At 43.2% G+C, this 24407-nt stretch carries 20 protein-coding genes and 1 pseudogene; 11 read left to right on the forward strand and 10 right to left on the reverse strand.

Annotated features, from left to right (window positions below; translation table 11 throughout):
• Positions 1–3 precede the first annotated feature (3 nt).
• From CEX98_RS21630 to CEX98_RS21655, 6 genes are all read left to right on the forward strand, one after another.
• Positions 4–1824: a VWA domain-containing protein gene (locus tag CEX98_RS21630; protein WP_099644060.1), complete on the forward strand. Its 1821-nt coding sequence runs from the start codon at positions 4–6 to the stop codon at positions 1822–1824.
• Positions 1818–3449, forward strand: a complete 1632-nt coding sequence (locus CEX98_RS21635; protein ID WP_099644061.1) for a BatD family protein — start codon at positions 1818–1820, stop codon at positions 3447–3449. The genes CEX98_RS21630 and CEX98_RS21635 overlap by 7 nt, the downstream gene beginning before the upstream one ends.
• Positions 3450–3592: 143 nt before the next feature.
• Complete coding sequence (locus CEX98_RS21640) at positions 3593–4114, forward strand: sigma-70 family RNA polymerase sigma factor (RefSeq protein ID WP_340069477.1); 522 nt, start codon at positions 3593–3595, stop codon at positions 4112–4114.
• Positions 4114–4833: a DUF3379 family protein gene (locus CEX98_RS21645; protein ID WP_099644063.1), complete on the forward strand. Its 720-nt coding sequence runs from the start codon at positions 4114–4116 to the stop codon at positions 4831–4833. Before CEX98_RS21640 ends, CEX98_RS21645 begins: the two co-directional genes overlap by 1 nt.
• Positions 4834–4953: 120 nt before the next feature.
• The gene (locus CEX98_RS21650; protein ID WP_099644064.1) at positions 4954–5796 is read left to right on the forward strand and encodes a Tim44 domain-containing protein; all 843 of its coding nucleotides are present in this window, start codon (positions 4954–4956) and stop codon (positions 5794–5796) included.
• Positions 5797–6129: 333 nt separating this feature from the next.
• On the forward strand, positions 6130–6441 hold the full coding sequence (locus CEX98_RS21655; RefSeq protein WP_099644065.1) for a hypothetical protein: 312 nt from the start codon (positions 6130–6132) through the stop codon (positions 6439–6441).
• A gap of 436 nt (positions 6442–6877) precedes the next feature.
• On the opposite strand, the gene CEX98_RS21660 is transcribed toward CEX98_RS21655, so the two are convergent.
• The 7 genes from CEX98_RS21660 to CEX98_RS21690 form a co-directional block, all read right to left on the reverse strand.
• Positions 6878–7690, reverse strand: a complete 813-nt coding sequence (locus CEX98_RS21660; protein WP_242441783.1) for a kinase — start codon at positions 7688–7690, stop codon at positions 6878–6880.
• 37 nt (positions 7691–7727) lie between these two features.
• Positions 7728–9734: a TonB-dependent receptor plug domain-containing protein gene (locus CEX98_RS21665; RefSeq protein ID WP_099644066.1), complete on the reverse strand. Its 2007-nt coding sequence runs from the start codon at positions 9732–9734 to the stop codon at positions 7728–7730.
• 129 nt (positions 9735–9863) lie between these two features.
• Positions 9864–10124: a CBU_0592 family membrane protein gene (locus tag CEX98_RS21670; RefSeq protein WP_099644067.1), complete on the reverse strand. Its 261-nt coding sequence runs from the start codon at positions 10122–10124 to the stop codon at positions 9864–9866.
• Between the two features lie 166 nt (positions 10125–10290).
• Positions 10291–10542 carry a hypothetical protein gene (locus CEX98_RS21675; protein ID WP_099644068.1) on the reverse strand — a complete coding sequence of 84 codons (252 nt, stop codon included), beginning with the start codon at positions 10540–10542 and terminating at the stop codon, positions 10291–10293.
• 6 nt (positions 10543–10548) lie between these two features.
• Entirely contained in the window at positions 10549–10959 is a 411-nt protein-coding gene (locus tag CEX98_RS21680; RefSeq protein WP_099644080.1) for a DUF1761 domain-containing protein, read from the reverse strand.
• A gap of 51 nt (positions 10960–11010) precedes the next feature.
• Complete coding sequence (locus CEX98_RS21685) at positions 11011–11526, reverse strand: response regulator transcription factor (RefSeq protein WP_099644069.1); 516 nt, start codon at positions 11524–11526, stop codon at positions 11011–11013.
• Positions 11507–12748 (reverse strand): sensor histidine kinase, encoded by a 1242-nt coding sequence (locus tag CEX98_RS21690; RefSeq protein WP_099644070.1) that lies wholly within the window; start codon positions 12746–12748, stop codon positions 11507–11509. The genes CEX98_RS21685 and CEX98_RS21690 overlap by 20 nt, the downstream gene beginning before the upstream one ends.
• Positions 12749–12928: 180 nt before the next feature.
• On the opposite strand from CEX98_RS21690, the gene CEX98_RS21695 reads away from it, so the two are divergent.
• Positions 12929–13999: a ketoacyl-ACP synthase III gene (locus CEX98_RS21695; protein WP_099644071.1), complete on the forward strand. Its 1071-nt coding sequence runs from the start codon at positions 12929–12931 to the stop codon at positions 13997–13999.
• Between the two features lie 394 nt (positions 14000–14393).
• Positions 14394–15872, forward strand: coding sequence for an aminoacyl-histidine dipeptidase (locus tag CEX98_RS21700; RefSeq protein ID WP_099644072.1), 1479 nt, complete (start codon positions 14394–14396; stop codon positions 15870–15872).
• A 53-nt stretch (positions 15873–15925) separates the two neighbouring features.
• Here the strand turns inward: CEX98_RS21700 and CEX98_RS21705 are convergent, their stop codons facing one another.
• The gene (locus CEX98_RS21705) at positions 15926–17290 is read right to left on the reverse strand and encodes a leucyl aminopeptidase family protein (protein ID WP_099644073.1); all 1365 of its coding nucleotides are present in this window, start codon (positions 17288–17290) and stop codon (positions 15926–15928) included.
• 55 nt (positions 17291–17345) lie between these two features.
• Positions 17346–17720 carry a hypothetical protein gene (locus CEX98_RS21710; protein ID WP_099644074.1) on the reverse strand — a complete coding sequence of 125 codons (375 nt, stop codon included), beginning with the start codon at positions 17718–17720 and terminating at the stop codon, positions 17346–17348.
• A gap of 530 nt (positions 17721–18250) precedes the next feature.
• Here CEX98_RS21710 and CEX98_RS21720 point away from each other — a divergent pair.
• On the forward strand, positions 18251–20902 hold the full coding sequence (locus tag CEX98_RS21720; RefSeq protein WP_099644075.1) for a TonB-dependent receptor plug domain-containing protein: 2652 nt from the start codon (positions 18251–18253) through the stop codon (positions 20900–20902).
• Between the two features lie 96 nt (positions 20903–20998).
• Positions 20999–22465, forward strand: a complete 1467-nt coding sequence (locus tag CEX98_RS21725) for a tetratricopeptide repeat-containing sulfotransferase family protein (protein ID WP_099644076.1) — start codon at positions 20999–21001, stop codon at positions 22463–22465.
• Here CEX98_RS21725 and CEX98_RS21730 read toward each other — a convergent pair.
• Positions 22407–23327 carry an alpha/beta fold hydrolase gene (locus CEX98_RS21730; protein WP_099644077.1) on the reverse strand — a complete coding sequence of 307 codons (921 nt, stop codon included), beginning with the start codon at positions 23325–23327 and terminating at the stop codon, positions 22407–22409. The two genes, CEX98_RS21725 and CEX98_RS21730, sit on opposite strands and share 59 nt — an antisense overlap.
• Before the next feature lie 123 nt (positions 23328–23450).
• Here CEX98_RS21730 and rlmF point away from each other — a divergent pair.
• Positions 23451–24311 (forward strand): annotated as a pseudogene (gene rlmF / locus CEX98_RS21735) (23S rRNA (adenine(1618)-N(6))-methyltransferase RlmF).
• Positions 24312–24407 lie beyond the last annotated feature (96 nt).

Below are 24407 nucleotides of genomic sequence, written 5' to 3' on the forward strand. Positions count from 1 at the left end.
AGGATGGAATTTGAGTTTATTCGCCCACAATTGCTTTGGTTGTTGATCCCTTGGATTATCTACTGTGCTATGCAGTGGTCTAAAAAAAGCAAGCAACACAACAGTCAACTTATTGCCCCTCACTTGATGAAAGTCGTGATGGGGGAACAAAGACAAAAACACCAAAAACAGGGAAATACATGGCTGGGCGTTATTTTTTCTTTGCTGAGTATTATTGCAGTTGCAGGTCCAAGTATAGAAAAACAAGAAGTGCCCGTTTTTAAAACTCAAGCACCACGAGTGCTGGTACTTGATATGTCTTACTCTATGTATGCAACCGATCTCGCCCCTAACCGTCTCACTCAGGCAAGATTCAAAACCTTGGATATGCTGAAGTTGTTTCAAGAAGGCGAAACAGGGTTAGTTGCCTACGCAGGTGACGCCTTTACTGTATCACCACTAACAACAGACGTTACAACACTGGAAAATTTAATCCCAAGTCTTCGTCCCGAAATTATGCCATCAAAAGGCTCAAATGTTTATGCGGGTATTGAAGAAGCCGTTAGCCTGTTAAATGGTGCAAGTGCCACGTATGGCGATATTATTTTAATTACTGATGGGCTTGAACAAGAAGACGCAGAGGATGTACGCTCGTTACTTGCTGACAGTCCGTATAAGCTCAGTATCTATGCACTAGGCACTGCTCAAGGTGCGCCGATTAAGCTTCCTGAAGGCGGTTTTTTGAAAGATCAGTATGGGCAAATAGTAGTACCAAAACTCTTCACTACTCGGTTAGAAAAACTGGCCAAAGTGAAAGGAGGTAAGTTTGCCACTTATACAACCGACGACAGAGATATAAACACTTTTAAACCAAACTTAAACTCCAATACTTCTATTGTCCAAACTGAACAAGAAAGCGCTAAGTGGCGCGTAGATGCTGGAATATATATGCTGGTTGCACTGATCCCTTTAGCATTATTATTGGTGAGAAACCATGCGATTATGCTCAGTGCAGTGCTTGTGTGTACCCTACTACCACAACAACAAGCACAAGCCAGTGAATGGACCCAGTGGTTTAAAAATGCAGATCAAAATGCTTTGCAGGCTTATCAAAATGAAGCTTTTGAACAGGCAACATCGGCTAGTGATCCAGTGTTAAAAGGTGCAGCCTTATATAAAAGCGGCGACTATGAGGCAGCGGCTTCGGTGCTAAAACAAACCAGTTCAGCACAAGGCCAATATAATTTGGGTAATGCTCTCGCCCAACTGGGCAAGTTGGATGAAGCAATCTCGGCCTATGACAAGGCATTAGCACTGGACCCTGACTTTACCCAAGCAAAGGATAATAAAGCAATCGTTGAGGCACTAAAAAATCAGCAAGACCAACAAAGTCAGCAAGACCAACAAGGTCAGCAGGACCAACAAGGTCAGCAAGACCAACAAGGTCAGCAAGACCAACAAGGTCAGCAGGACCAACAAGGTCAGCAAGACCAACAATCGGGTAGCCAATCAGAGCAAAATAACAATGAGCCCGAACTAGCTCCTTCGGCACAACAACAGCAACAGGCTGAACAGCAGGCGCAGGAACAAGCTCAACAACAGGCCCAAGCAGCGTCTGAGCCAGAGGCAGAACAGAAACCGCAAGATGAGCAAGCGCGCAATGCTGCTATGATGCAAGACAGTCGCCCTCTGACTCCCGAAGAAATCGAGAAAGCACAACAGCTGAATCAGCTACTTAGAAAAGTACCTGATGATCCGGCCATATTATTGAGAAATAAAATGCAATTAGAAGCACAAAAACGCAAACAAAGACGTCTACCGAGAGGAGTTGAAAAATCATGGTAAAGCGTATTTTATTTTTTCTGTCTTTGTTAATATGCAGCCAAACTTCATGGGCTTTAGATAAGCTCACCGCGAGCGTAGACAAAAATCCAGTACTGGCTGGTGAATACTTTACTCTTTCAATTATTGCAGAGGGCAAAGTAAAAGGTACTATTCCCGATGTATCCGCTCTAAGCAACGACTTTGTCACTAGCCCCGTAAATACCAGTTCCAGAACCAGTATTATTAACGGCAGTGTTTCAAGTTCGACAACATGGCAGATGCAGCTTGTTGCTCGCTCACCAGGAACCTACACTATTCCAGCGTTTGAAGTGGATGGTGCGAAATCACAGCCCATTGAAATCTCAGTGGTTGCTCGTGATGACCAGCAGCAAAGCAAAGATATTTTCGTTAACACTGAGCTAAAAACCCGTAATCTCTATGTCCAGCAAGCTGCCCTTTACACCGTTAAGTTATACATAGGTAAAGATCTACTGGATGGTCAATTAAGCGATCCAGTTTCTGATGGTGCTATCTTTACTCAGTTAGGTAAGGCCAGTGAAGAGTATGAAATTATCGATGGCCGCCGTTATATGGTACTCACCAGGGAGTACATGATCCAACCACAAAAAAGCGGCAACTTTACTATTGAACCGCCTGTATTTAATGGTCAAATCAGAGACAATTACCGCAGAATGGCGACATCCGCGGTTGGCGATAGTATCGACTTTTCAGTATCTCCGATCCCTGCCGATGCTGCCGATACTTGGTTACCAAGTGAATATTTGAATTTTTCTGAAGAGTGGCAACCAAAAACCGCTACATTTACCGTGGGCACTCCCATTACCCGCACACTCACACTAACCGCAGTTGGCGTGACCAAAGAGCAGCTTCCAGAAATTCAAATGGAGGACGTCAATGGCTTTAGAATTTACCCGGATACCTCTGAGCGCAAACAAATCACCAGAGATGGTAAGGTTATTTCGCAGCTGATTGTCTCGTTTGCGTATCTACCACAGTCAGCTGGTGATTTTACTCTGCCAGAAGTCACACTGCCTTGGTTTAATACCATTACCAAACGTGAAGAGGTCGCCACCCTACCGAGCAAGACTCTAAGCGTTGTTCAAGATCCAAACCAACCGCTGTTACCACAAACACCGAAGGTGGCCCAGCAACCGCTGAATACTACGCCAAGTTCAGCGGCATCAGTGCCAGCACAGGTGATCACAGAATATAAAACGCCGCTTTGGGTATGGGCTGTAGCGGCCAGTGGCTATGTGGTGTGGCTAATTACCCTGCTGATTTGGTGGAGCACATCTAAATCAAAGGTACAGCGCCAACCTCAACCAGCACAACAAGTAACCGCACCACCATTTGTTTCTTTTGAAGAAGCGGTTAAACAAAACAGTGCGAACGCGTTCTACCAAGCATTGCTTAACTATACTAAACAACAAAATATACCAATGACAAAATGGCTTAAACAACAGCCAGAATCATTGCAAAGCAAAGTGCACGCACTACAAAGTTCACTCTATAGCAATACCCAATCTCAGGTTGACTTGTCTGCTCTACTTAATGAGATAAAACAAAGTGTAAAGCGGACGGTGAACAAAGGCTCCAAGCCAGCCCTTGAGGAATTGTACGACTAAGCGCCATTTGGCGCTTTTTTATTCCGAGCGCTTTAATATGACAGAAAAATCACTCGGTAATGCGCACTACTCAAAACATTACTGTTATGCTTAATAAAAATAATTGGTTTGTGATGAAATAAACCAGCCAAAAGAAAGGTCTCATCAATATGGCCACTAAACAACATCAGTACGAGTCACTGGTGCGGACATACCACAAAGAGCTATATAAGTTCGCTTATTGGTTATCTGGAGATCCGACTGTCGCAGAAGACTTAGTACAAGAAACTTTTTTGCGGGCATGGCGTGCGCTCGACTCTTTACAAGATGAACATGCCGCCAAGCCTTGGTTATTAACAATTTTAAGACGAGAAAATGCACGTCGTTTTGAGCGTAAGCAATTTGACTATGCGGAGGTGGAGCAAGACACGCTGGTCGACGATAGTAGTTCAGCTTTGGATGACGAAATGGAACAAACCGTTGTGCAAAGACAAATAGCTAATTTATCGCCAGAATATCGAGAACCATTATTGCTACAAGTGGTAATGGGATGTTCAGGTGAAGAGATCGCCGACATCCTTGAGCTGAACAAAAATACGGTGATGACGAGATTATATCGTGCCCGAAACCAGCTCAAAGACGCTTTAACGACAACATATGAACCAATAAAGGGGGCATCAAACTGATGGATGAACTCGAATTTCGACGTCGCCTAGTTGCTGATCCTCATGATGAAGAGGTAATAAAGCAAGCAGAGCAACAGCCTGAGTTGCAAGCACTAGTTGATGAAATGCAGTCTTTCGATGATTTTTTGAGTAAATCACTGGATATAGATGTACCTGAAGGATTAGCAGATAAGGTCATTGCTAAGCAACAAGCGCTTGAACAAGCTGAGCAAAAAGTAGTGAAGGTATCTTGGTTTAGACGCGCAACAGCGCCATTTGCCATTGCTGCAAGTGTGTTTTTTGCTGCCGTGATATTTTACTTTGGTGGTTTCGGACAACCGCTGGATACCGGCGAGCATGCTTTAGCTCATGTATATTACGAGCAAAGTGCCCTAGAAAAACAAGAGGCTGTGTCATTACAAACCGTTAACGAAAAGCTGGCGATGTTTGGTGGTAAGTTTGATAACTTACCGGGCAAGATCGTCTACGCGACCTTCTGTAACTTTAAAGGGCAAAAAAGCCTGCACTTAGTGATGCAGTCTGAGTTTGGCCCGTTAACGGTTTTTGTTGTGCCAACAGGGCAACAAAGTACCATAGATAATCAAGATAATTTTGGTGATGGCCGCTTTAGCGGATTAATTGCTCACAACGGAAAAGCAAACACCATTTTGGTTGCTAATCGCGGCGCCCCACTGGAAACTTTTCAGTCCGAGGTAGCCAGCTCACTGCGCTGGTTATAGTCCCCTGCACTGCTTTCATCTATTGAGAGCAGTGCCTCTTTTTGTTTTTATCAAACCCTATTCAAATCGCCATGTGACTTCATTACAATGTCGCCAGTTATTTTGGTATATAGGAACTTTATGAAACATTTCATTGTGTTATTTTCACTTGTTTGTTTTTTATTCACTGCTAGCTTCAATGCAGAAGCAAGAAAAAAGTTTGGCAGTAAAAGCACGGGTAAAACGCAGCAAACGCAAACCACCCAGCAAAAACAACAAACAGATACACAAACATTAAACAAAACATCCACGACTAAACCTAAATCAAGCAAAAAAGGCATTATGGCTGGCGTGCTTGGTGGTTTATTAGCTGGTGGATTGATTGCAGCGATGCTCGGTGATGACTTCGAGGGATTCCAATTCCTTGAAATGATTTTACTCGCAGCTGCTGCATTTCTAATTTTCAAACTCGTAAAAGGAATGCTGGCTAAAAAGCAGCAGCCAAGTTACGCTGGCGCGCCTAATATGGGTAACTACAATGCTCAACCGCAACAGTTTCAGGCTCAAGCGCCTAGCAGTGGTGGCTTTGGCGCAAGCAGTGTACCGATGAACTTACCCAGAGACTTCGATATTAATGGCTTTTTACAAGGAGCAAGACAACATTATCAAACGCTGCAAGTTGCTTGGAACAACAATGACTTCGCGACGGTTGCTGAATACGTTAGTCCTGAACTTGTTGAAGAGTTTAAGCGCCAACGCGCTGCACATGATGAAGTAAAAACCGAAGTAATGTTCGTAGATGCAGAGCTGGTGCGTGCGGACACGCAACCGCATATCTGGGAAGTTAGCATTAAATTTACCGGTAAATATCGTGACCTTGGCGATATGCAAGAAGAGCCAATCCTTGAAGTTTGGCATTTAGAACGCAAAACAGCTGGGGATGCTCCTTGGTTGATCGTAGGGATTGAAGACCTTACAGCCTAATATGTAAAACGCTACTGCAGCTCAGTTAACCGCTGAGCCGCAGTAGCGTTTACTCGTTCAAACAGCTTTCACACCTTAGCTTAACAGGTAGCGGTGAACGATAAGCTGCTCCTTTTCTATTCAGTAACATACGGTTTTTATATCTATGGCTCTATGGCCGTAAAATTTCTTCCGTAGCAAAAAGAATGATTAACTTTCTAAAATCAATTCGTTGTTCAGACTAGCCACAGCTAAATGCAAAGAAATATCATTGCTAATCTGGCTAAATTTAGGTGTAATGAAGACTGCATGTCGATTAAATATTAGCGTTTTATACGTAAAGGAGTACTCATTATGTCTGCCTTCATCTACTTACCTTTTTTTGTTGCGTTATCATGTTTGTTTTTTCGAACTTTCCATTTAAAAAAAATAGCAACACATGTGAAAAATGTTTATCCAGATGAGTGGAATAAATTATGTGAAAATAAAATGGGAATGAATATTACAACGGCATCCTTTGCAAACCTTGAAGAGTCAATGAAAAATGGGTTTTTATCAAAGCAAAAAGATCCTCTTGTACAAAGTTTTCATCGCAAAGATAGAATAATAATAGTATCTATGTTTGCCTTCACCGTTTTGCAATTAGTGTTGGCATTCTTCAATTAGATTGCGTATATCTGACGCAACGGAATGGCTACCTTGGCCTGCTATGCAGGCATGATAAAGCCAAAGTTAATTAAGTTAACCTTAACCACATTTATCAAAATGTCACTGTAAATGAGGCTATGGTGAGAGAGGTTAAATTGAAGCGGAGTGTTCTGTTTAAAATATATCTGGGTTTGTTAGTGTTATCTATCATAGGCTTCCAATTCCAACTTACAACAGCTAATGACTTTTTTGTTAGCCCCCTGTATGTCGGTAGCATGCTCTTTGGTATGATATTAGTTATCAAATCGTTGCGTTATACCTGCCCAAAGTGTTTACGAAACCAAATAATGCTAGGGTTTTACAAATACCGTTTACCATCAGCGAACTGTTACAACTGCGGTCACGATATTGATAAAAAATCGTAGAATATAAATCAAAAAACGCTGGATCAAACCTAGTCAGCGGCTCTGTGTTTTACATTCACCACTTCCCTTGCCTCTCCTAGGCATACCAGGGTATCCGCGGCATCGGCTAAGTATTGCATTCCCCACTCAGAAAGCCGCTGGAATGGTTGAATAAATTGTTTAACTTGTTCATCGCTCATTCCCCGGCCTCGAGTTTTGATAAGCTGATGTTCTTGCTCTAGGCGCCAACGAAATACTCGGTCAAAATCCATTCCGTTGAGATAAACAAGATAATCTATTTGCGCGAATCGCGGTTGGTAGTATTGTTGTAAAAATTGATTCACTACCTTGCGAAACGAGGCGTCTTTATCTTGCTGACGCTCATATGCATTGACTGGTTGAGTCAATAATGATGCTGGCTGTGCACCAATACCAAGGCACCAGCCTTCAAGAATTAACACCGACAGCTCGGCTTCAACCTTTCGCCACTGCGATGGCGGTAGTTTTTTGTCTATGGATTTATCAAAAACGGGAAGAGAGAACGCTTTCCCAGCCCTCAATTGCGTTAATACAGTATCAAGTAACGCAAGATCATGGGTGCCGGGCAAGCCTCTTTGTTTAAACAGTGGGTGATATTGCTCCGCCAATTGAGCTCGCGCTTGGGGGTCTAAGTAAAAGTCGTCCAGCGACACACACTCACACGATATACCATCTTGCTGCAGTCGCTTTGATAGCTGTTGGCTTAAGGTTGATTTACCAGCACCTTGAACCCCACTCACACCAACTAATAAAGGCTCTTGAGCGGTTTGCTTCTTTTTGACCTGTGCGCTTAGCTTATCAATTAATTCAGTATTTATGCTCACACACCATCCCTTTCCATTTCTTTTACAAGGGGATTATTTAAAATGATTTCTTAATCTGCAAGCGCAAATTTCTTCCCTGCTGCGGTACTCTGCCATCGAATAATCTTGGGTCAAACACCACGTGCTTTTTGTCGCTTAGGTTTTCGGCTTTGAGCTGCACTACCAGATCAGGTTGCCACTGCCATGCTAATGTCGCCCCCAATAAATAGTAGCTATTTTGCGAAAATGCGGTGATCTGGGTGTTTTCAGGGGCAGGAACATAGGTTTTGTCACGCCAAATTGCATTTAGCGTCAATTCCCATTTATCTACCTTGTGGGTGATAGCTAAAGCAGCAAACTTCTTAAAACTGCCATTTAACGGCTCATCAAATAACTGAGTGTATGCTCCTTGCAGCCACGTTGCGTCACTGAGGTTAATATTAGTATTAACTTCAATGCCTTGCATACTGGTTTCGAATACATTATCGAAGGTAAACTCAGCTTGTTCATCAGCAATTGGTACTAAATTGATAAAATCAGCCAATTGGTTGTCAAACAACACCACATCAAATTGCTTACTCTGATCTTGGTAGTGCCATACCAACTCTGTGGTTTTGACATACTCCGACGTCAGTGCTGAATTGCCTTTTGTAACGTCATCATTAGAGTTTAATTCATTGCTCACGGGTGTACGAAAAGACTCTCCGTACTGTAATTTAAAGGTGTTGTTGTCATCATAACTATAAACAAAAGCCAGCCTTGGTGAGAGCTTTTCATCTATCTCTTTAACTTCATCATAGCGAACACCAGCGAACATACTAAGCTGTTTGCTAAATTGATACTTTGCCTGAACATAAGCTGCGTAAGAGTCGAAATCTTGAAGCAAAGGATAAAATGGCGAATACTCAGTGATCGTTTGAATACCACCTAGATAGTTACGATTATAAATCACAATATCGCCAACGGTTTGATCGTAATACGTGGTTCTAACCCCGGCTTTACTTTGCTCCTCTTGTGATAACTCAAATCCAAAGTTCCAATGTGATTTATCACTTTGCTGATAGTCACCATCTAGGTTGTAGGTCAAGTCTCTTGATTGCCAAGCTGGACCGACTAAAAAGTCCCCACCCTGTGTTATCCCAATTTCGTCTGCCGTAACAATCAGCCCTGCACTTTCAATATTATGTTCAATAAAGCTCAATTTATGCGTTAACGCTAATTGCTCGGTCAGTTGCCAAAGGTACTCGAGCGTTGCTGCGTAATTTTCGCTTTTATGCTCATTTTCAGGAGAGTAACGGGAGAGGTTTAAAAACTCATCAAGGTGAGTACGGTTATATCTTAGTTGCCAACTCAGGGCTTTATAACTGCCTCCCACAGCAGCAAAAATTGACTCCAGCGGATCATCCACGGCCCCACCAAAGTAGCTATCACCAGCGCGCTTGTTAAATGCGACATTAGCATACACCCGAGTTTCATCCGATACTTGTTTAGCTAGATTAATAGCGGCTTGCACGCTCCCATGCTCACCATATCCAGCAAAGAGCTGGTTACTTTGCTTTTTGGTAATAACATTCATCACTCCAAGAAAGGCATTACTACCATAAAGCGCAGAGCCAGGGCCTCTAATAAACTCAACTTTGTCAATAATTTCAACGGGTATAAATGGCGTATAGACTGAAGCTTTACCAAAAGAGGACTCATTAAGTCTTTGCCCATCAATCATCACTAACACATGTCCGGTGTCTAAATATACACCGCGCGTATGTTCTTTTGGCACCGCGCCAACCCAATCGCCTCGAGTGGATTGAAACCCAGGTACAAAGTTCATGAGGTCATAAACATTATCAACCCCTAGGCTATTGATCTGCTCCGAGTTAAAAACGGTGATGCTGGATGGAACGGAAGCCCGTGTTTCATCGGTTTTAGTGGCAATGGAGACATTAACATTGAGCAGCTCTTCAAACGAGAGCTGATAAAGATCAGAGTCTGCCGGTTCTGATCCAGCAGTAACAGTAAAAGGCGTTATTAAAAGCGCAACTTTGAGTAAGGCACTTGATTTATTCATATAATACGAGCTCTATGTTCCCACACGTCACTCGTAGCGTTAGACCCATCTAACCTACGTAGCAGCATCTGATTAGCTTAATAATACTTGCTCTTTGCCACTACGCAAGTTTTTGATTAGTCTTTTCTTTTATACTGCTGCCAGCTTTCTCGCTTTGAAATACTTAAACAATCCAATTAACGATGCCGCTATCCAGAATAGCTCAATGACAAAGCTTGCTAAGTTAAAGTTATAGCAAAGACTAATGAGCAGCAGAATCGCGCCTGTTAAGTTCATCAGATTGTATGTCAAACTCTCAGGTGACGCTTTCTCAAGTTGCAACATAAAGAATGCACCTACCACAAGGAAAGTACCGCTCATACCTATAATATCGAACAATAAATCGATCATGTTTTTTCCATTTTGCAAGACCCAATAGGCTGGCCCAATTCCGTGGGAAGGGTCGCTTTCATTCATTGAAACAGCAAAGACAAACGGCGAGATAGTAGCAAACTGGAAAATTCAAGACAGGACATTTGTCTGTCCTGATGAAAGAATATTGACGATGCTGAGCGAGTTATTTGAATGTTACTTTGCCACCGATGATTTTTAGGGCCGGTGCCCCTCTGATCAATGTATCTCGAGCAAATGCCTGTTCACAGTTCGGACAGTTCATTTGATCTACTGTAAAATCTTGGCTTATGCGTTCTTTAAAGCACTTGACCAAGCTTCCTTTGCCACCTTTACGGTACTTAAACAGCTGCTGTTTACAGCCAGCACAGAAGATATCGACGGTTCTAACGGGACCCTTTTTATTTGGCTTTGCCATATCCTGCTAACTCATGCTCCTCAATACAAATGCGATAAGGGTAAACTGTAACACATGATAGCCACCATTGACCAAAAACAGCTTCAAAGGCCGTTGCTCAAAGATATAACTGATCCCCAAGGCACAAGCCACAAAGAATAAGCCGATCCCAGCTCCTGTAGCGGTTGCCTGAAATAACGAAACCGATAAGTCTAGAATGACGGCCATAAATAAGGCAGACAACAAGGATAAAACAAATGCCACACCAAAGGTCATTTTCGGATCGCTGGATTGTAGGTCTAATTCAGTAAGTCCACACCCTTCCATCCATGTTTTTTGGAATAATATTGGCGAATACCAGATCCCGCCCAACATAAATGAGGAGAGTGCAGCAAGCAGAATAGACCAGAGGTTTAATGCTTCAAATGAGAGTATCATCGACTGACTCAGCATATTTCGTTTTAGTTAATAATCAGTATATGTGAAAACCTACTTATAAACAGGTTTCTTTTGTAATTTCCGTTGCAGTGTTCTGCGGTGCATGTTCAACTGTCGAGCTGTTTCGGAAATATTACCGTCATTGGCCTTAAGGACCTGCTGAATGTGTTCCCACTCAAGCCTTTCTGGCGACATTACTTCCTCTTCAATATACTCGGCTTTTTCTCCCAATAAGGTCTGCACAATTAGACTCGTACTCGCAGGTTTTGTTAAATAGTCATCTGCACCTAACTTTATTGCCTCTACTGCCGTGGCTATGCTGGCATAGCCTGTAAGTAGCACAACTCGTGAATGAGGGCTATGCTGCTTGATCTGCGCAATAAAATTAACCGCGTTGACATCCCCTAACTTCATATCAAGTAAAAAATAACTAAAATCAGTTTGTTGCATCACCGTCAACATGGCTTCGATAGAAGTGACATGCTCAACAGTTAGGCCCTGCTTTTCTAAACGTCGTATTAGGGTTTGTGCATAGGGCACATCATCTTCAACTAACAGTAGTTTCATCGCTCACCTTTGGTAATGTAATCGTACACTTAGTGCCACCCGTGTTGTTATTTTCTATTGCTAGCTGCCCACCAAGACGCTCAATGGTGGCGTGGCTTAATAATACTGCCATTCCTAACCCCGACTCGCTAGAGACCACTTGGTGACCAAGCTGCTTGAGTCTCTTTTCATCGATCCCAATACCACTGTCTAAGATGGTGATAACATGATGAGTAGAGAGTGAGCTAATACTTACCTTTATCTCAGACTTTCCAGATGCTTCGTTTGCTCTTACACCGTTACTTATCAGGTTTAATATCGAGGGGGTGAGCATGGGGTCGTCGCACACAGCCCCATCCAGTCCATGCAAATCAAACTTAAAGTGCTGCTGCGGAAACTGCAAATTAGCTAACCCCTTAAGCTGCTCTGCAAACTGAGTTATTGACATTGCTTGTTTCGATGCCGACTTTAAGTATTCGGTAAATTCTCTAAAAACGTCGAGCTGCTCTTTGCACTTTCCCAAAGGAGTAGACATCTCTTGAACACCAGGGTCATTCGGATAAGACTCCTCTAACTCTTCATGCAGCAGCGCCAAGTGTGCGATGGGTGTCGCCAGTTGATGGGTTGCTTGTGCCGCTGCACTACCAAGTGCAATGAGCTGCTCCTGCTGCAATTGCTGCTCTCTGAGGGCTGCTATCGCACGCTCTTTTTTGCGATTTTGTTTGACCAAAAGACTCACAACGGTAGCCACTACGATGATGGTAAAAGTAAAATTGACCAACATGCCAAGTAGGTGTGTCGACATATCCATATGGTGTACATGTTCATGAGACATCTTGACATACAAATAGCTGTAAGCCCCAATAGCGCTCGCCGATACCATTAGCATATTGATGGTGGGAATAGTCACTGCGGCAATCACCGTTGGCAATACCAATAAAGATACAAACGCATTGGTTGCGCCACCAGTTAGGTCGAGCAAAATAGTGAGAAATAAAATATCAGCCAATAGCTGCATGGTCATGCCAATGGGTGCAGCTTCTTTGGTGTTTCGGTATGCATAAATACTTAAAAGCTGAAAAACCGACTCCGCAGCGACAACGCCAACCACAGCAACAAAATCAAACTGTTTACCAAATACCAATGCGGCGATCATTAACATGAGGATTTGGATCACAATAGCGACTGAGCGTAACAGCAACAGTTGCCCTAATGCAGAGCTTGGGGAAAACGCTATTTTCATAAGAAGACACAATTTCTAGCAAAGATGGCCAAATTATACCTATATTTAGTAGTAATGGCCCTGATCAAAATCAGTGAATGTCCAGAAAATCATGGACTGCTTCGCTTTTATGGCAATACCGTGAAGGATTTGGTATAAAGAAAAGATTGGCCAACTGGTCGGATTAGATTAAGAGACACTATGGTTTATGCAAAAATCACAGGCTGGGGTAAATGTATTCCACCAGCCAGTATCAGCAATGATGAAATTAGCACTGTCGTTGACACAAACGACGAGTGGATCAGTACAAGAACAGGGATCAAATCCAGACGCGTTAGCCACGTTAGCACCGCAGAGCTTGCAACGGTTGCCAGCCAACATGCATTAGCCTGTGCAGGTCTTGATGGCAAAGATATTGATCTCGTACTACTTGCAACTTGTACGCCTTCAACTATGGTCGCCAATACCGCTTCTTTAGTGCAGAAGAATATTGGTGCGGTTGGCGCTGCTGCATGCGACACCAATGCCGCATGTTCAGGCTTTTTATACGCTTTACAAAATGCCACTGCACAGATCCAAGCAGGTATGATCAAAAAGGCCGTTGTTGTCGCCGCTGAGCGTATGACTTGGTATGTTAACTGGGCCAAGCGCGATAGTGCCGTATTATTTGGTGACGGTGCTGGTGCCGTAGTGCTCGAAGCGAGCGATGAACCAGCCGGCCTACTTGGCACTAAAACCGGTTGCGATAGCTCAGATCGCAGTATTCTACACATTCCAAATTATGGCACCGATATGGACCGCTGTGCAGGTACTGGACCGTCGGATCTGTCTTTTGAAGGTAGAGAGATCTTTAAACGTGCGGTAAAAGGCATGAGTGAAGCGTGCGATGACGTATTAACGCAAGCCTCGCTTTCTTTGGATGATATTGATGTGCTCATCCCTCACCAAGCAAATCTGCGTATTATTCAAGCGATTCAAAATCGATTAGAAATTGCTGACGATAAGGTAATGGTGAATATCGATAAGTATGGCAACACTTCTGCTGCAACGATTGCAATTGCGCTTTGTGAAGCTGTTGAGAATGGCTTAATCCAACCGCACGCTAATATAATGTCTGCGGCATTTGGGGCAGGCCTTACTTGGGCAGCCAGCTATTTAAAATGGGGAGAAAGGGTCACGCCAATCGCAACCTCTAACGCCTGCTTACCCGCTTGCGATAAAACCGGTCTTGAGTTAATTGCACCTGCCGTGGCGGTAAGTAATACCAATTAATTTACTTCCCTAATCAATTTGAAGGGTGCAATAACATATTAGCACCATAAAAACTTCTTATTTAGGACAATAAAATAACCTGAACTCGGGATAACAACTGCTTCTCTTGCAGCTGTTATCCCTTTTTCCTGCGTTAAATTTGCTTGCAATAGACCAGCAACATTTTTGCCTTGCCTATTTGGATATATTTATCTTGGGCAAGCACGGTGCGCCTGTTATTTCCCCACTTCAAAATAGCAGGCGTACTAAATACAATGGGTACAAAGCCCAATAATTGCGCAGCTTTTATACTACACGGGCGTTCCTTAACTAAAGTTAAGGTTAATGACTCGATCTTATCCTTCGGTGAGTGGTAATATTGTTACATTATTATCTCTCACCCAAGGAGTTTACGGTGCTTAAAGCGCATAACGAGATCAGTCAATTAGAACCTCAAGCCATTTGGAAATTCTTTGACCAAATTTGTGCCATTCCTCACCCATCAAAACACGAAGAAGCATTAGCTGGCTTTATTGTTGAGTGGGCTAACAGTAAAAACCTAGCGGTTCGTCGCGACGAAACGGGTAACGTTTTTATTAAAAAACCGGCTACCCCAGGCATGGAAAATCGAAAGCCTGTTGTACTACAAGCACATATCGATATGGTGCCACAGAAAAATGATGATACCGACCATGACTTTGCCAACGATCCAATTAAACCATTCGTTGATAATGGTTGGGTAACAGCAACGGGCACCACACTCGGCGCAGATAACGGTATTGGTATGGCATCTTGCCTTGCCGTACTGGACTCTGACGACATCAAACACGGCCCACTTGAAGTATTGCTAACGGTTGATGAAGAAGCGGGGATGAGTGGTGCTTTTGGCTTAGAGTCTGGTTGGCTAGAAGGTGAAATCTTACTCAATACCGACTCCGAGCAAGAAGGCGAGATCTACATGGGTTGTGCCGGCGGTGTTGACGCCTCAATCACGCTCCCCCTTGAACGTGAAGCAATCCCAGCACACCACCAAGTATTTGAGCTCTCGCTTAAGGGCCTACGCGGCGGACATTCAGGCGTTGATATACATACCGGCCGCGCAAATGCCAACAAGCTTTTGGCAAGACTTTTAAAGCACCACATTGGAGATTTTGACCTTAAACTGATAGCCATCAAAGGTGGCTCCTTGCGTAATGCAATCCCTCGTGAAGCTTATGCGACGGTGAGCTTTGACAGTAGTAAAATTGACCAACTTCAGTCTCTGATTGAGCAATATGAAACCACAGTAAAACAAGAACTTAGTGCCATTGAAACAGGAATCACCTTTGCGCTCAGTACGGTAGATAAACACGATTTGGCAATGACAGCGCAAAGCCAAAGCAAAGTATTGGCGCTACTCAACGCATGTCCAAATGGCGTTATTCGTATGAGCGATGATATTCAAGGGGTTGTTGAAACGTCCCTTAATATGGGTGTCATTTCAACTTCAGCTGATAACCTTGAAGTACTGTGCCTGATCCGTTCCCTGATTGATTCTGGCCGAAGCGATGTCGAAGGTATGCTGCGCTCGCTTGCCGAACTTACCGCTGCCAACATCGAGTTTAGCGGTGCTTACCCGGGTTGGAAGCCAGATCCTAACTCTCAAGTACTCGCGATATTCCGTGATATGTATGAGTCAATCTATGGTGAAAAGCCCCATATTATGGTGATACACGCAGGCTTAGAGTGTGGTCTCTTTAAGGAGCCGTATCCAAATATGGACATGATTTCTTTTGGTCCCACCATTAAGTTCCCGCACTCGCCTGAAGAAAAAGTCGAGATTGCAAGTGTTGGTTTGTACTGGCAACAAATGAAAGGGATCTTGGAAAATATTCCAGAGAAAAGCGCCGAATAACGGCTAAATAAAAGCCCAGCAGATTAATCATCGCTGGGCTTTTGATAAAATCTTTAGCTAAATTTCTTCTCAAGATAGCTAAACATAGTTCTTAGCCCAAGAGCCTCACCACCTACAGGTCTTCCTGGCAGTGCTCTTAAGTTCCACGCCATCACATCAAAGTGAAGCCAAGGAGTCGTCTTAGGCTCAACAAACTCTTTTAAATAAAGTGCCGCTGTAATAGAACCACCAAATGGCGTTGAACCACAGTTTGCAATATCGGCTACATCGCTCTTAAACAATGCCTTGTATTGATCAAATAGCGGTAGCTGCCAAATTGGATCCGCATTGTTTAGGCCTATTTCCATTAGTTCTGAAGCGATTTTTTGATCCGTTGAATAAAAACCGGGTAACTCCGTACCTAATGCAATGCGACATGCGCCGGTCAAGGTAGCGAAATCAACCAAGAGCGCTGGAGATTCCGTTTGAGCTTCAGCTAATGCATCACATAGTACTAAGCGCCCTTCGGCATCGGTGTTATCTATTTCAACTGTGATCCCTTTACGCGTTTTGATCACGTCACCCGGTCTGAACGCATTACGTGAAACCGCATTCTCAACCGCAGGGATCAGTACACGCAATCGAACCGGTAGCTTTGCAGCCATCACCATATTCGCAAGTGCAATAACATGTGCGGCACCGCCCATGTCCTTTTTCATGTTACGCATACCAGACGCAGGTTTTAGATCGAGCCCACCAGAGTCAAAGCATACGCCTTTACCTACGAGAGTCAGCTTAGGGTGTTTATCATCGCCCCAGCGTAAATCTAATAATCGAGGGGCATTGTCGCTTGCACGACCAACCATATGAATAGTCGGATAATTTTGCTCTAGTAGCTCATCGCCAACGATTTGTTCAAAATCAGCACCATATTGCTCTGCAAGCTCTTCCATTACCTCAGCCATATGCTGCGGCATCATATCTGCGGCAGGTGTATTTACCAAGTCACGAGCAAGGTTAATTGATTCAACTGCAGCCTTAACTTTGTGATACGTCTGCTCATCGGCAATCGCCAGTTTAGCAACAATAGGAGTAAGGTCTTTATAGGCTGAAAACTGGTATGCACCGAGTAAAAAGGCAATGGCATTGCTTTCAACTTGTTCTTTAGCAACGTCTAGCGTATACGTGCCTTTAGGTAACTGTTTTGCTAGATCGCCTAAAGCCCAAAAGTCGGCATCTTCTTCAACCAAAACGATAACTCGCTCAACCTCATCAGACTCCAAAGCGGGAATAACGATGGTTTTTTGTGACTGAAGTTGTGCCGTTTTAACAAATAGTTGAACGGTTTCTGATTGTTTTGCTTGCCACGATGCAAGGTCTGTCGCGGAGAAAATAGAAATGGGTGTACCCATAGAAGAGTGAACGACTAGATTGTTCATGTAGGCCTCAAATTTATAATGTTCTTGCTTAGACTAACAAGGCTAAAAGGAAAATTCACGAATTCTTGGTGTCTGTTGGCTTTTTTTTCAGGTTGAATGAACTTGGTAGCACATCAACTCCGACTAAATGACCCACTTTGACGATGATGGGAATAGTGATCGGCGCAAAAGGCAGTATTGCAAACACACCCAAGCCTAAGCCTTTTAAAATATCAACAAGTTGCGCATTAGCAGTCTTGAGCTCGGTCTTTTCCGCCCGACCCAAAGTGTAGCGCTTGTAGATTTCAAGCATCTCCTTGGTTTCTTGCTTCTCCTGCTCAAGGGCGCACTTGAGTGCAATCATTGCTCGACGTAGCCTAATTTGCTGTCGACGTTTACTGATCCGAGCAACGCGCATCGGTGCTTTATGGACAACTTTGATCAGTTTCATTCATTAACTCAAAAGTAGTGTTACCTTGAGTCTATCAAAGTTTTGACTCTTTTAGCTATTAGCCATTGGTACAAAATGCACGCTTTACAAATTGATAAAGCATGAACTTACTAAAACAGCCCTTTCTCCGACAAAACGGCAAAATGCACATACAAACACTTACCATCTAGCTCAACGTAAAGTATTAGTGCTATACCTATTCAAATAATCTACAAAAATACAATAGTGCTCTTTCCTATTTTTAAGCGAAATTGTGTTTCTAAAGATTTCAAACAAATTGGCATTTGCTCAAAAAAGTACCTGAGCAAGCTAAAAAATCATTTCTAACAATAGCTTACCCTCTCCATTTTTATATTCTTTCTAAACTAAACAAAAAGTTATTGGAAAAGTTGCAGTTTCAAAAATCACTGCTAATTTTAAAAAAGCGCTTGCCAACACATAGCAAATTAAATTATATGTGTATTAAAGGTAAAAATATTATAAATGACCTTTTTATTGGTATGACAACAACAATCAACTGGGGAAACAGGATGAGACAAAAAAGTAACACGCTGCGCCGTGCAATTCGCCTTGCGCTAGCTTCAGCAGCAACTACTTCACTTCTTACAACAACCGCAATGGCTGAAGAGGCCGAACAACCTAAAGCAGATGAGAAAATCGAAAAAATCGCCGTCGTTGGTTCAAGGGCAGCGCCTCGCTCTGTTGGCGAATCACCGGTGCCTATCGATATCATTGGTGCAGAAGACATGTCTAAGGCCGCAGGCTCTGACATGCTGGAACTCCTAAAAGGCTCCGTTCCTTCACTGAACGTACACGCCAACCCAATCAGTGATGCCGCAACCTTAGTAAGACCGGCTAACTTACGTGGCCTACCCGCTGACAGCACGCTCATTTTATTAAATGGCAAACGTCGTCACCGCTCATCGGTCATTGCATTTTTAGGTGGCGGTATCAACGATGGTGCTCAGGGTCCTGATATTTCAGTGATCCCTAGTATTGCTTTGAAACAAGTTGAAGTACTTCGTGATGGTGCAGCAGCGCAATACGGCTCTGATGCAATTGCCGGGGTAATGAACTTTGTACTTAAGGACGCCAGCGAAGGGGGTTCTTTCTCTGTTCGTCAAGGTGAGTACTATGAGGGTGACGGCGATACGACCGTTATCGAAGGAAACATTGGTTTACCGTTTACCGATGATGGCTTTGCAAACCTAAGCTTTCAGTATAAAGAAGCCGATGCTACAAGCCGCAGTGTACAGCGTCCAGACGCAGCAGCATTTGCTGGTGCAGGCTTAGAAGGTGTAGCGGATCCCGCACAAATTTGGGGCGCACCAGAAATCAAAGACGACATTAGCATTTTTGGTAATGTTGGAGTTGACGTAACAGACAACGCTCACTTCTACATGTTCGGTAACTATTCAGAACGAGATGTTAAAGGCGGCTTCTATTATCGTAACCCAACAACTCGTCCAGGTGTTTATGGCGGTACAATTAGGCTCGTTAATGGCGTGCCAATGAGAAGAAGCCCAACAGACGAGGATCAACAAGCAGCATGGGATGCAGCAACACCAACTGTGCTTGTGGGTGCGTTAGACGGTGGTTTGGATGCACAATTAGACTGTCCGATTGTTGAGATCCAAGCAAATGGGTTACCAGACCCAACAGCATTGGGACAATTAGATGCGGCCAACTGTTTCGCCTTCAACCAATTACTTCCAGCGGGCTTCACGCCTAATTTTGGTGGTAACATCACAGATACATCTTTAACTATGGGTGTAAGAGGTGAATTTAAAGACGGTTTCTTAGACGGCGCATACTGGGACTTGAGTGGCTCTGTTGGCCGCAACGAGTCGAGATACTTTATTACCAATACCGTAAACGCATCAATGGGTCCAGATACTCCGATGGACTTCAGTCCTGGTAAATATATCCAGTTAGAAAAGAACTTTAACTTTGATGTATCAAAGGGCTATGATTTTGATTTAGCGTATGATGTGAATGTTGCTGCGGGTCTTGAATGGCATGAAGAAACATTCGAAGTTCTTGCTGGTGACGAAGCCTCATTCATTGCAGGCCCGCTGACAGAACAAGGCTTCGGCATTGGTTCCAATGGATTCCCAGGCTTCAAACCTTCAGCTGCCGGCGAATACACACGCCGTAACTATGCAGCTTATGTTGATATTGAAACGCCGTTTACTGAAGACTTTATGATGGGATGGGCCCTTCGTTTCGAAGATTACGACACTTTTGGCTCGACTACTAACTTTAAGATCACCGGTCAGTATCATGTCACTGAAGACTTCTCGGTACGTGGCTCTGTGAGCACAGGCTTTAGGGCACCAACCGTTGGTCAGGCCAACGTATCTAACGTACAAACAAACCTAAGTAGTGGTGTACTGGTAGATTCAGCACTGCTACCTCCAACAAACCCGATTTCATTGCAATTAGGTGGTTCAGAGCTTCAACCGGAAGAATCTGAAAGTTACACGTTAGGCGCTGTTTATCGCTCGGGCGACTTATTCATCACACTTGATTACTACAATATTGAAGTAACAGACCGTTTGAGCCAATCGGAAAAGATTGAGCTTGATCAAGATGATAAAGCTGCTCTGAAAGCAGCAGGGGTGCCAAACGTAGACAACCTAGCACAAGTAAGTTTCTTCACTAACGATTTTGATACTACAACGCAAGGTATCGACTTAGTAGGTAACTACTCAATGGATATGCTAGGTGGCTATGCAACCTTCAGTGCAGCTTACAACTGGAATGAGACTGAAGTTGACCGCTTCTCTGCAATTACGGGTGATTTTAAAGTATCTCGCCTAGAAAATGACCTACCTAAACATAGAGGTACGTTAACGTGGGCTCAGCAGTGGGATAACTTTTCAGGCTTTGTTCGCATGAACTACTTTGGTGAGTATCAAGGCGTTCACGTCGATTATGATGCGACAGCAAAAACAGCTGACTCAACGTTCACTTTTGACGCTGAGCTAACTTACTATGCGACTGACTCAATCAGCTTGTCTGTTGGTGCAAACAATATCTTTGACCAAGATGCAGAAGAACTAGACTTCTTCGACGCGACTGGCATCCCAAATAATAACTGGGGTGGCAAATACTATGAAACTTCACCATATGGTATCAATGGTGGTTTCTACTACGTCAAAGCAACTTATACGTTCTAACTTTTACTGTAACCCAGAAACAAAGGCGAACTAGCATTAGCTATTTCGCCTTTTTATTTTTATCCTATAGCTAAGTTTACAAAATCGATTATTAAAATGTTGTTATTAAAGCGAGCCAATGAGCTATTGGCAGAGAATAAGCTTCGCGAAGCCGAGTTTATGTATAAGTCGGTTTTAAAACAATCTCCGAACAATGGAGCTGCATTATTTGGCGTAGGTCGCATTTGCATGCGCTTAGAGCAATATGACAATGCAATTTATTATTTAAAGCGTGCCTGCGAACATCTACCAAAAATGTTAGAACCTCTTTTTGCCCTTGCAGATGCGTTTTTAGCTGTTGGCTCTCCTGTCGATGCCAAGACGGTGCTCGAATATACCTTAAGTATTGCCAAGCATAACGCCCAGGCTCACTATCAGCTCGGACAGTTTTACTTAGATTATGGCTTTCTTGAACAAGCAGAAAACGTTTTTAAAGCTGGATTGGACTGTCCGCATGGCGCCGTCACTGCATTTATGCTCTATGAATTAGTGCAAATGTCAAAACCAGCAGCGCTACCAGACTATTTAGCCATGCTGACTAAACTGGAAGATGAATTTGAAGCACCAAGGCTCAAAACCGTGGTTTATTATGCGAAAGCCAAATGCCAAGAGCGCTTAGGCGATTACGATGCGGCACAAGAAAACTTTGCGCTAGCTAATGATACGCAATTGTTATTGAGTGAGTTTCGAACCAGCGATATGTTGCCATTTTTTGAGTCGATTAAGCAACATTGTGGTCAGTCATTTTTTAATAGGCCAAGCGATATCGTTAAAACCACTTTTATACCGGTATTTATTGTTGGCCTTCCGCGCACCGGGTCTACCCTACTGGAGCAGATGCTGGTCCAACACTCACACGTTGGTACACTAGGTGAGAACACAGTGATAAGCGACCAAATCGTGCCCTACTTGTGCATGCGCAATAACTCGGCATTCCCAGCGTGCTTGGATCAATTGAGCAATGCGATGCTAGATCATTGTCGGATCCTCTATGTTGATGAAATAAAACGTTACCGTGTATCTGAAGAAGTTGTGATCAATAAACTGCCTGCTAACTTTCAAAATCTAGGCTTAATATACAAGCTATTTCCAGAGGCCAAGATAATCCACTTGACTCGAAATCTTAAAGCAACGGCTTGGTCTGTGTATAGCAATCATTTTGCCGAGAATGAGCCTTACTTTTGTTCATTGAGTGAGTTTGCACTTTATGCACAAGCACAGTCCGACTTAATGACCCACTTTAAGACGTTTATGAAAAACAATATCTATACGCTAAGCTATGAACAGCTTATTGCTGAACCCGAAAAAACCATCAAGCGCTGCTTGGGCTTTATGTACCAAAAGTACGAGCCAGAGTGTTTAGCGTTTCATAAGTCTAAAAAGCCAGTACATACATTAAGTAAAGCTCAAGTTAGAAAGCCAATTAGCACGGCGCCACTCGAAAGGTGGCAGCGCTACGACACTTTTATTGAGACGATGATGAATCCTGAGCAAAACGCTCAAACCACGCAAGCAAATCCTTAAATTGATCATCTCGGGCATGTTTATGGGTGAGCATATCAATGTGCCCATAATCATGTTTGTGACCATGTTTTTTGCCATAAATCTTAAGCGTTTGGATCCCCTTTCCCGACTCATTTATAAATGCTTGAATATCAACAGGCTGTGCTAATGCCTTATCTTTTACTCCCGCTATATGTAAGGTCGGTGGCAACTTAGTTTGTTGTAGTGCTTTGGCGTAATCAAAACCGTCATCCGAGTCTATCCAAGGGTTCCTCTTAGCCCAATCGGCACTTTGCGCATGTGACTTAACAGATTCATCATCACTCCCCCATCCCAGTTTTTTTGCAGGCAAGTAACCGTGCTTTTTGGAAAAATAGTGGGCTAGGTTAAACCAAATTAAGTTCGCTTTTAGCAACTTACTGGGATGTTTGTTATGTAAGCTACGTTTAGACCCAAAATAGACGCATGCCTTTACATGCGCAATTTCATTCGGAAAACGTGCCAGCACACTATTCATCAATACGCCACCCCAAGAGTGCGCAACCCAATATTCAGGCCTATTACCTGCGTACTGCTCAATAAAATTCAGCATTTCAGGGATCTCGTGAAGAATCGACTCCGTTTGTCCATAGTGCGCATCAGGGTCGATCTGAGGAATACTTCCACCTCGCCCTCTTAAATCTCCAACAAAACATCGGTATCCATGTTCGGCAAGAAAAGGCGCTAAGCCTTTATTACTCTCGGTGTAAAAGATTTTTCCATTCTCTACAGCACCGTGCATAAAGAATACAATAGGGCCGTTACTGTTGGGTTTTGCGATATAACGAAGGTGAAGCTGATGACCATCCTCAATATCAATTAACAACGATTGTTGATCTATCATTTTTTATTCTTGTTTTCGAACACTTTCCTCATCGTACCAGTTGATTAATTAGTAAGTAAACTCTTCAACGCTTAAGAACCAAAGTAAAAGTGTTATAATCATTTTTATTTATCCGAGAACACAGTGCACCCTAAAAACAAACATAGTGCAGGCTATAACATAGATAAGCTGACCGCAGCTGAACCCGCCCTAAAAGAATTTGTATTCAATAAACCAGACGGATTACAAAGCATTGACTTTACCAATCCTGATGCTGTTAAGCTGTTGAACAAAGCCCTGCTGAAGACCGAGTATCAGATTGAATTTTGGGATATTCCGCCACAGTTTTTATGCCCGCCCGTGCCGGGAAGGGCCGATTATATCCATGCACTGAACGATCTATTAGTTGATAGTAAGCTATCAGAACAGGTTCAAGGGTTAGATGTTGGTACAGGCGCAAATCTTATTTATCCAATTTTAGGCGCCAAAGAATACAATTGGCGGTTTGTTGCCAGTGATATCAACCCAATAGCAATAAAATGCGCCAAAACAATCGCTGAATTGAACAAGCTCCCAGTCAAGGTCATTCAACAAAAGCAGTCTCAACATTTCTTCAGATCCGTTATAAAGGCTGATCAGCAATTTCACTTCTCTATGTGTAATCCACCGTTTCATGCCAGTGAAGAAGAAGCACATAAAGGTACGAAAAGAAAATGGAAAAACCTTAATCGCTCCCCTAAATCTGCACTTAACTTTGGCGGTTAAGCGCAAGAGCTATGGTGCGAAGGCGGAGAAAAACGATTTTTGCTCGATATGATCTCAGAAAGTACCGAATTTAAAGAGCAAGTTTATTGGTTTACCTCACTTGTCTCCAATAAAGACAATATAAAAGTACTGCAAAAGCAGCTTAAACAGGTCTCCGCGGAGCAAGTAAAAGTGATTGAAATGGATCAAGGCAACAAAAAAAGTCGTTTCATTGCTTGGAGCTTTTTCAAACCTTTGTAGAATGGAAAAGCCTACGGCGCCTTCCATCTAGGAGTTACACACAAATCGGTGGATAAACCACCTCCCACCTCGGTGGGAGCGAGTTAACCTCGCGAT

It is taken from the genome of Pseudoalteromonas piscicida (assembly GCF_002744175.1).
In the GTDB taxonomy this organism is placed as follows: Bacteria; Pseudomonadota; Gammaproteobacteria; order Enterobacterales; family Alteromonadaceae; genus Pseudoalteromonas; species Pseudoalteromonas piscicida_B.

Excerpts from the sequence above, each read along its gene's own strand:
- CEX98_RS21695 (WP_099644071.1), top strand. The coding sequence starts at position 12,929 with ATGGTTTATGCAAAAATCACAGGCTGGGGTAAATGTATTCCACCAGCC.
- CEX98_RS21655 (WP_099644065.1), top strand. The coding sequence starts at position 6,130 with ATGTCTGCCTTCATCTACTTACCTTTTTTTGTTGCGTTATCATGTTTG.
- CEX98_RS21710 (WP_099644074.1), bottom strand. The coding sequence starts at position 17,720 with ATGAAACTGATCAAAGTTGTCCATAAAGCACCGATGCGCGTTGCTCGG.
- CEX98_RS21680 (WP_099644080.1), bottom strand. The coding sequence starts at position 10,959 with ATGATACTCTCATTTGAAGCATTAAACCTCTGGTCTATTCTGCTTGCT.
- CEX98_RS21675 (WP_099644068.1), bottom strand. The coding sequence starts at position 10,542 with ATGGCAAAGCCAAATAAAAAGGGTCCCGTTAGAACCGTCGATATCTTC.
- CEX98_RS21630 (WP_099644060.1), top strand. The coding sequence starts at position 4 with ATGGAATTTGAGTTTATTCGCCCACAATTGCTTTGGTTGTTGATCCCT.
- CEX98_RS21670 (WP_099644067.1), bottom strand. The coding sequence starts at position 10,124 with ATGATCGATTTATTGTTCGATATTATAGGTATGAGCGGTACTTTCCTT.
- CEX98_RS21685 (WP_099644069.1), bottom strand. The coding sequence starts at position 11,526 with ATGAAACTACTGTTAGTTGAAGATGATGTGCCCTATGCACAAACCCTA.
- CEX98_RS21690 (WP_099644070.1), bottom strand. The coding sequence starts at position 12,748 with ATGAAAATAGCGTTTTCCCCAAGCTCTGCATTAGGGCAACTGTTGCTG.
- CEX98_RS21645 (WP_099644063.1), top strand. The coding sequence starts at position 4,114 with ATGGATGAACTCGAATTTCGACGTCGCCTAGTTGCTGATCCTCATGAT.
- CEX98_RS21705 (WP_099644073.1), bottom strand. The coding sequence starts at position 17,290 with ATGAACAATCTAGTCGTTCACTCTTCTATGGGTACACCCATTTCTATT.
- CEX98_RS21720 (WP_099644075.1), top strand. The coding sequence starts at position 18,251 with ATGAGACAAAAAAGTAACACGCTGCGCCGTGCAATTCGCCTTGCGCTA.
- CEX98_RS21665 (WP_099644066.1), bottom strand. The coding sequence starts at position 9,734 with ATGAATAAATCAAGTGCCTTACTCAAAGTTGCGCTTTTAATAACGCCT.
- CEX98_RS21635 (WP_099644061.1), top strand. The coding sequence starts at position 1,818 with ATGGTAAAGCGTATTTTATTTTTTCTGTCTTTGTTAATATGCAGCCAA.
- CEX98_RS21650 (WP_099644064.1), top strand. The coding sequence starts at position 4,954 with ATGAAACATTTCATTGTGTTATTTTCACTTGTTTGTTTTTTATTCACT.
- CEX98_RS21730 (WP_099644077.1), bottom strand. The coding sequence starts at position 23,327 with ATGATAGATCAACAATCGTTGTTAATTGATATTGAGGATGGTCATCAG.
- CEX98_RS21725 (WP_099644076.1), top strand. The coding sequence starts at position 20,999 with ATGTTGTTATTAAAGCGAGCCAATGAGCTATTGGCAGAGAATAAGCTT.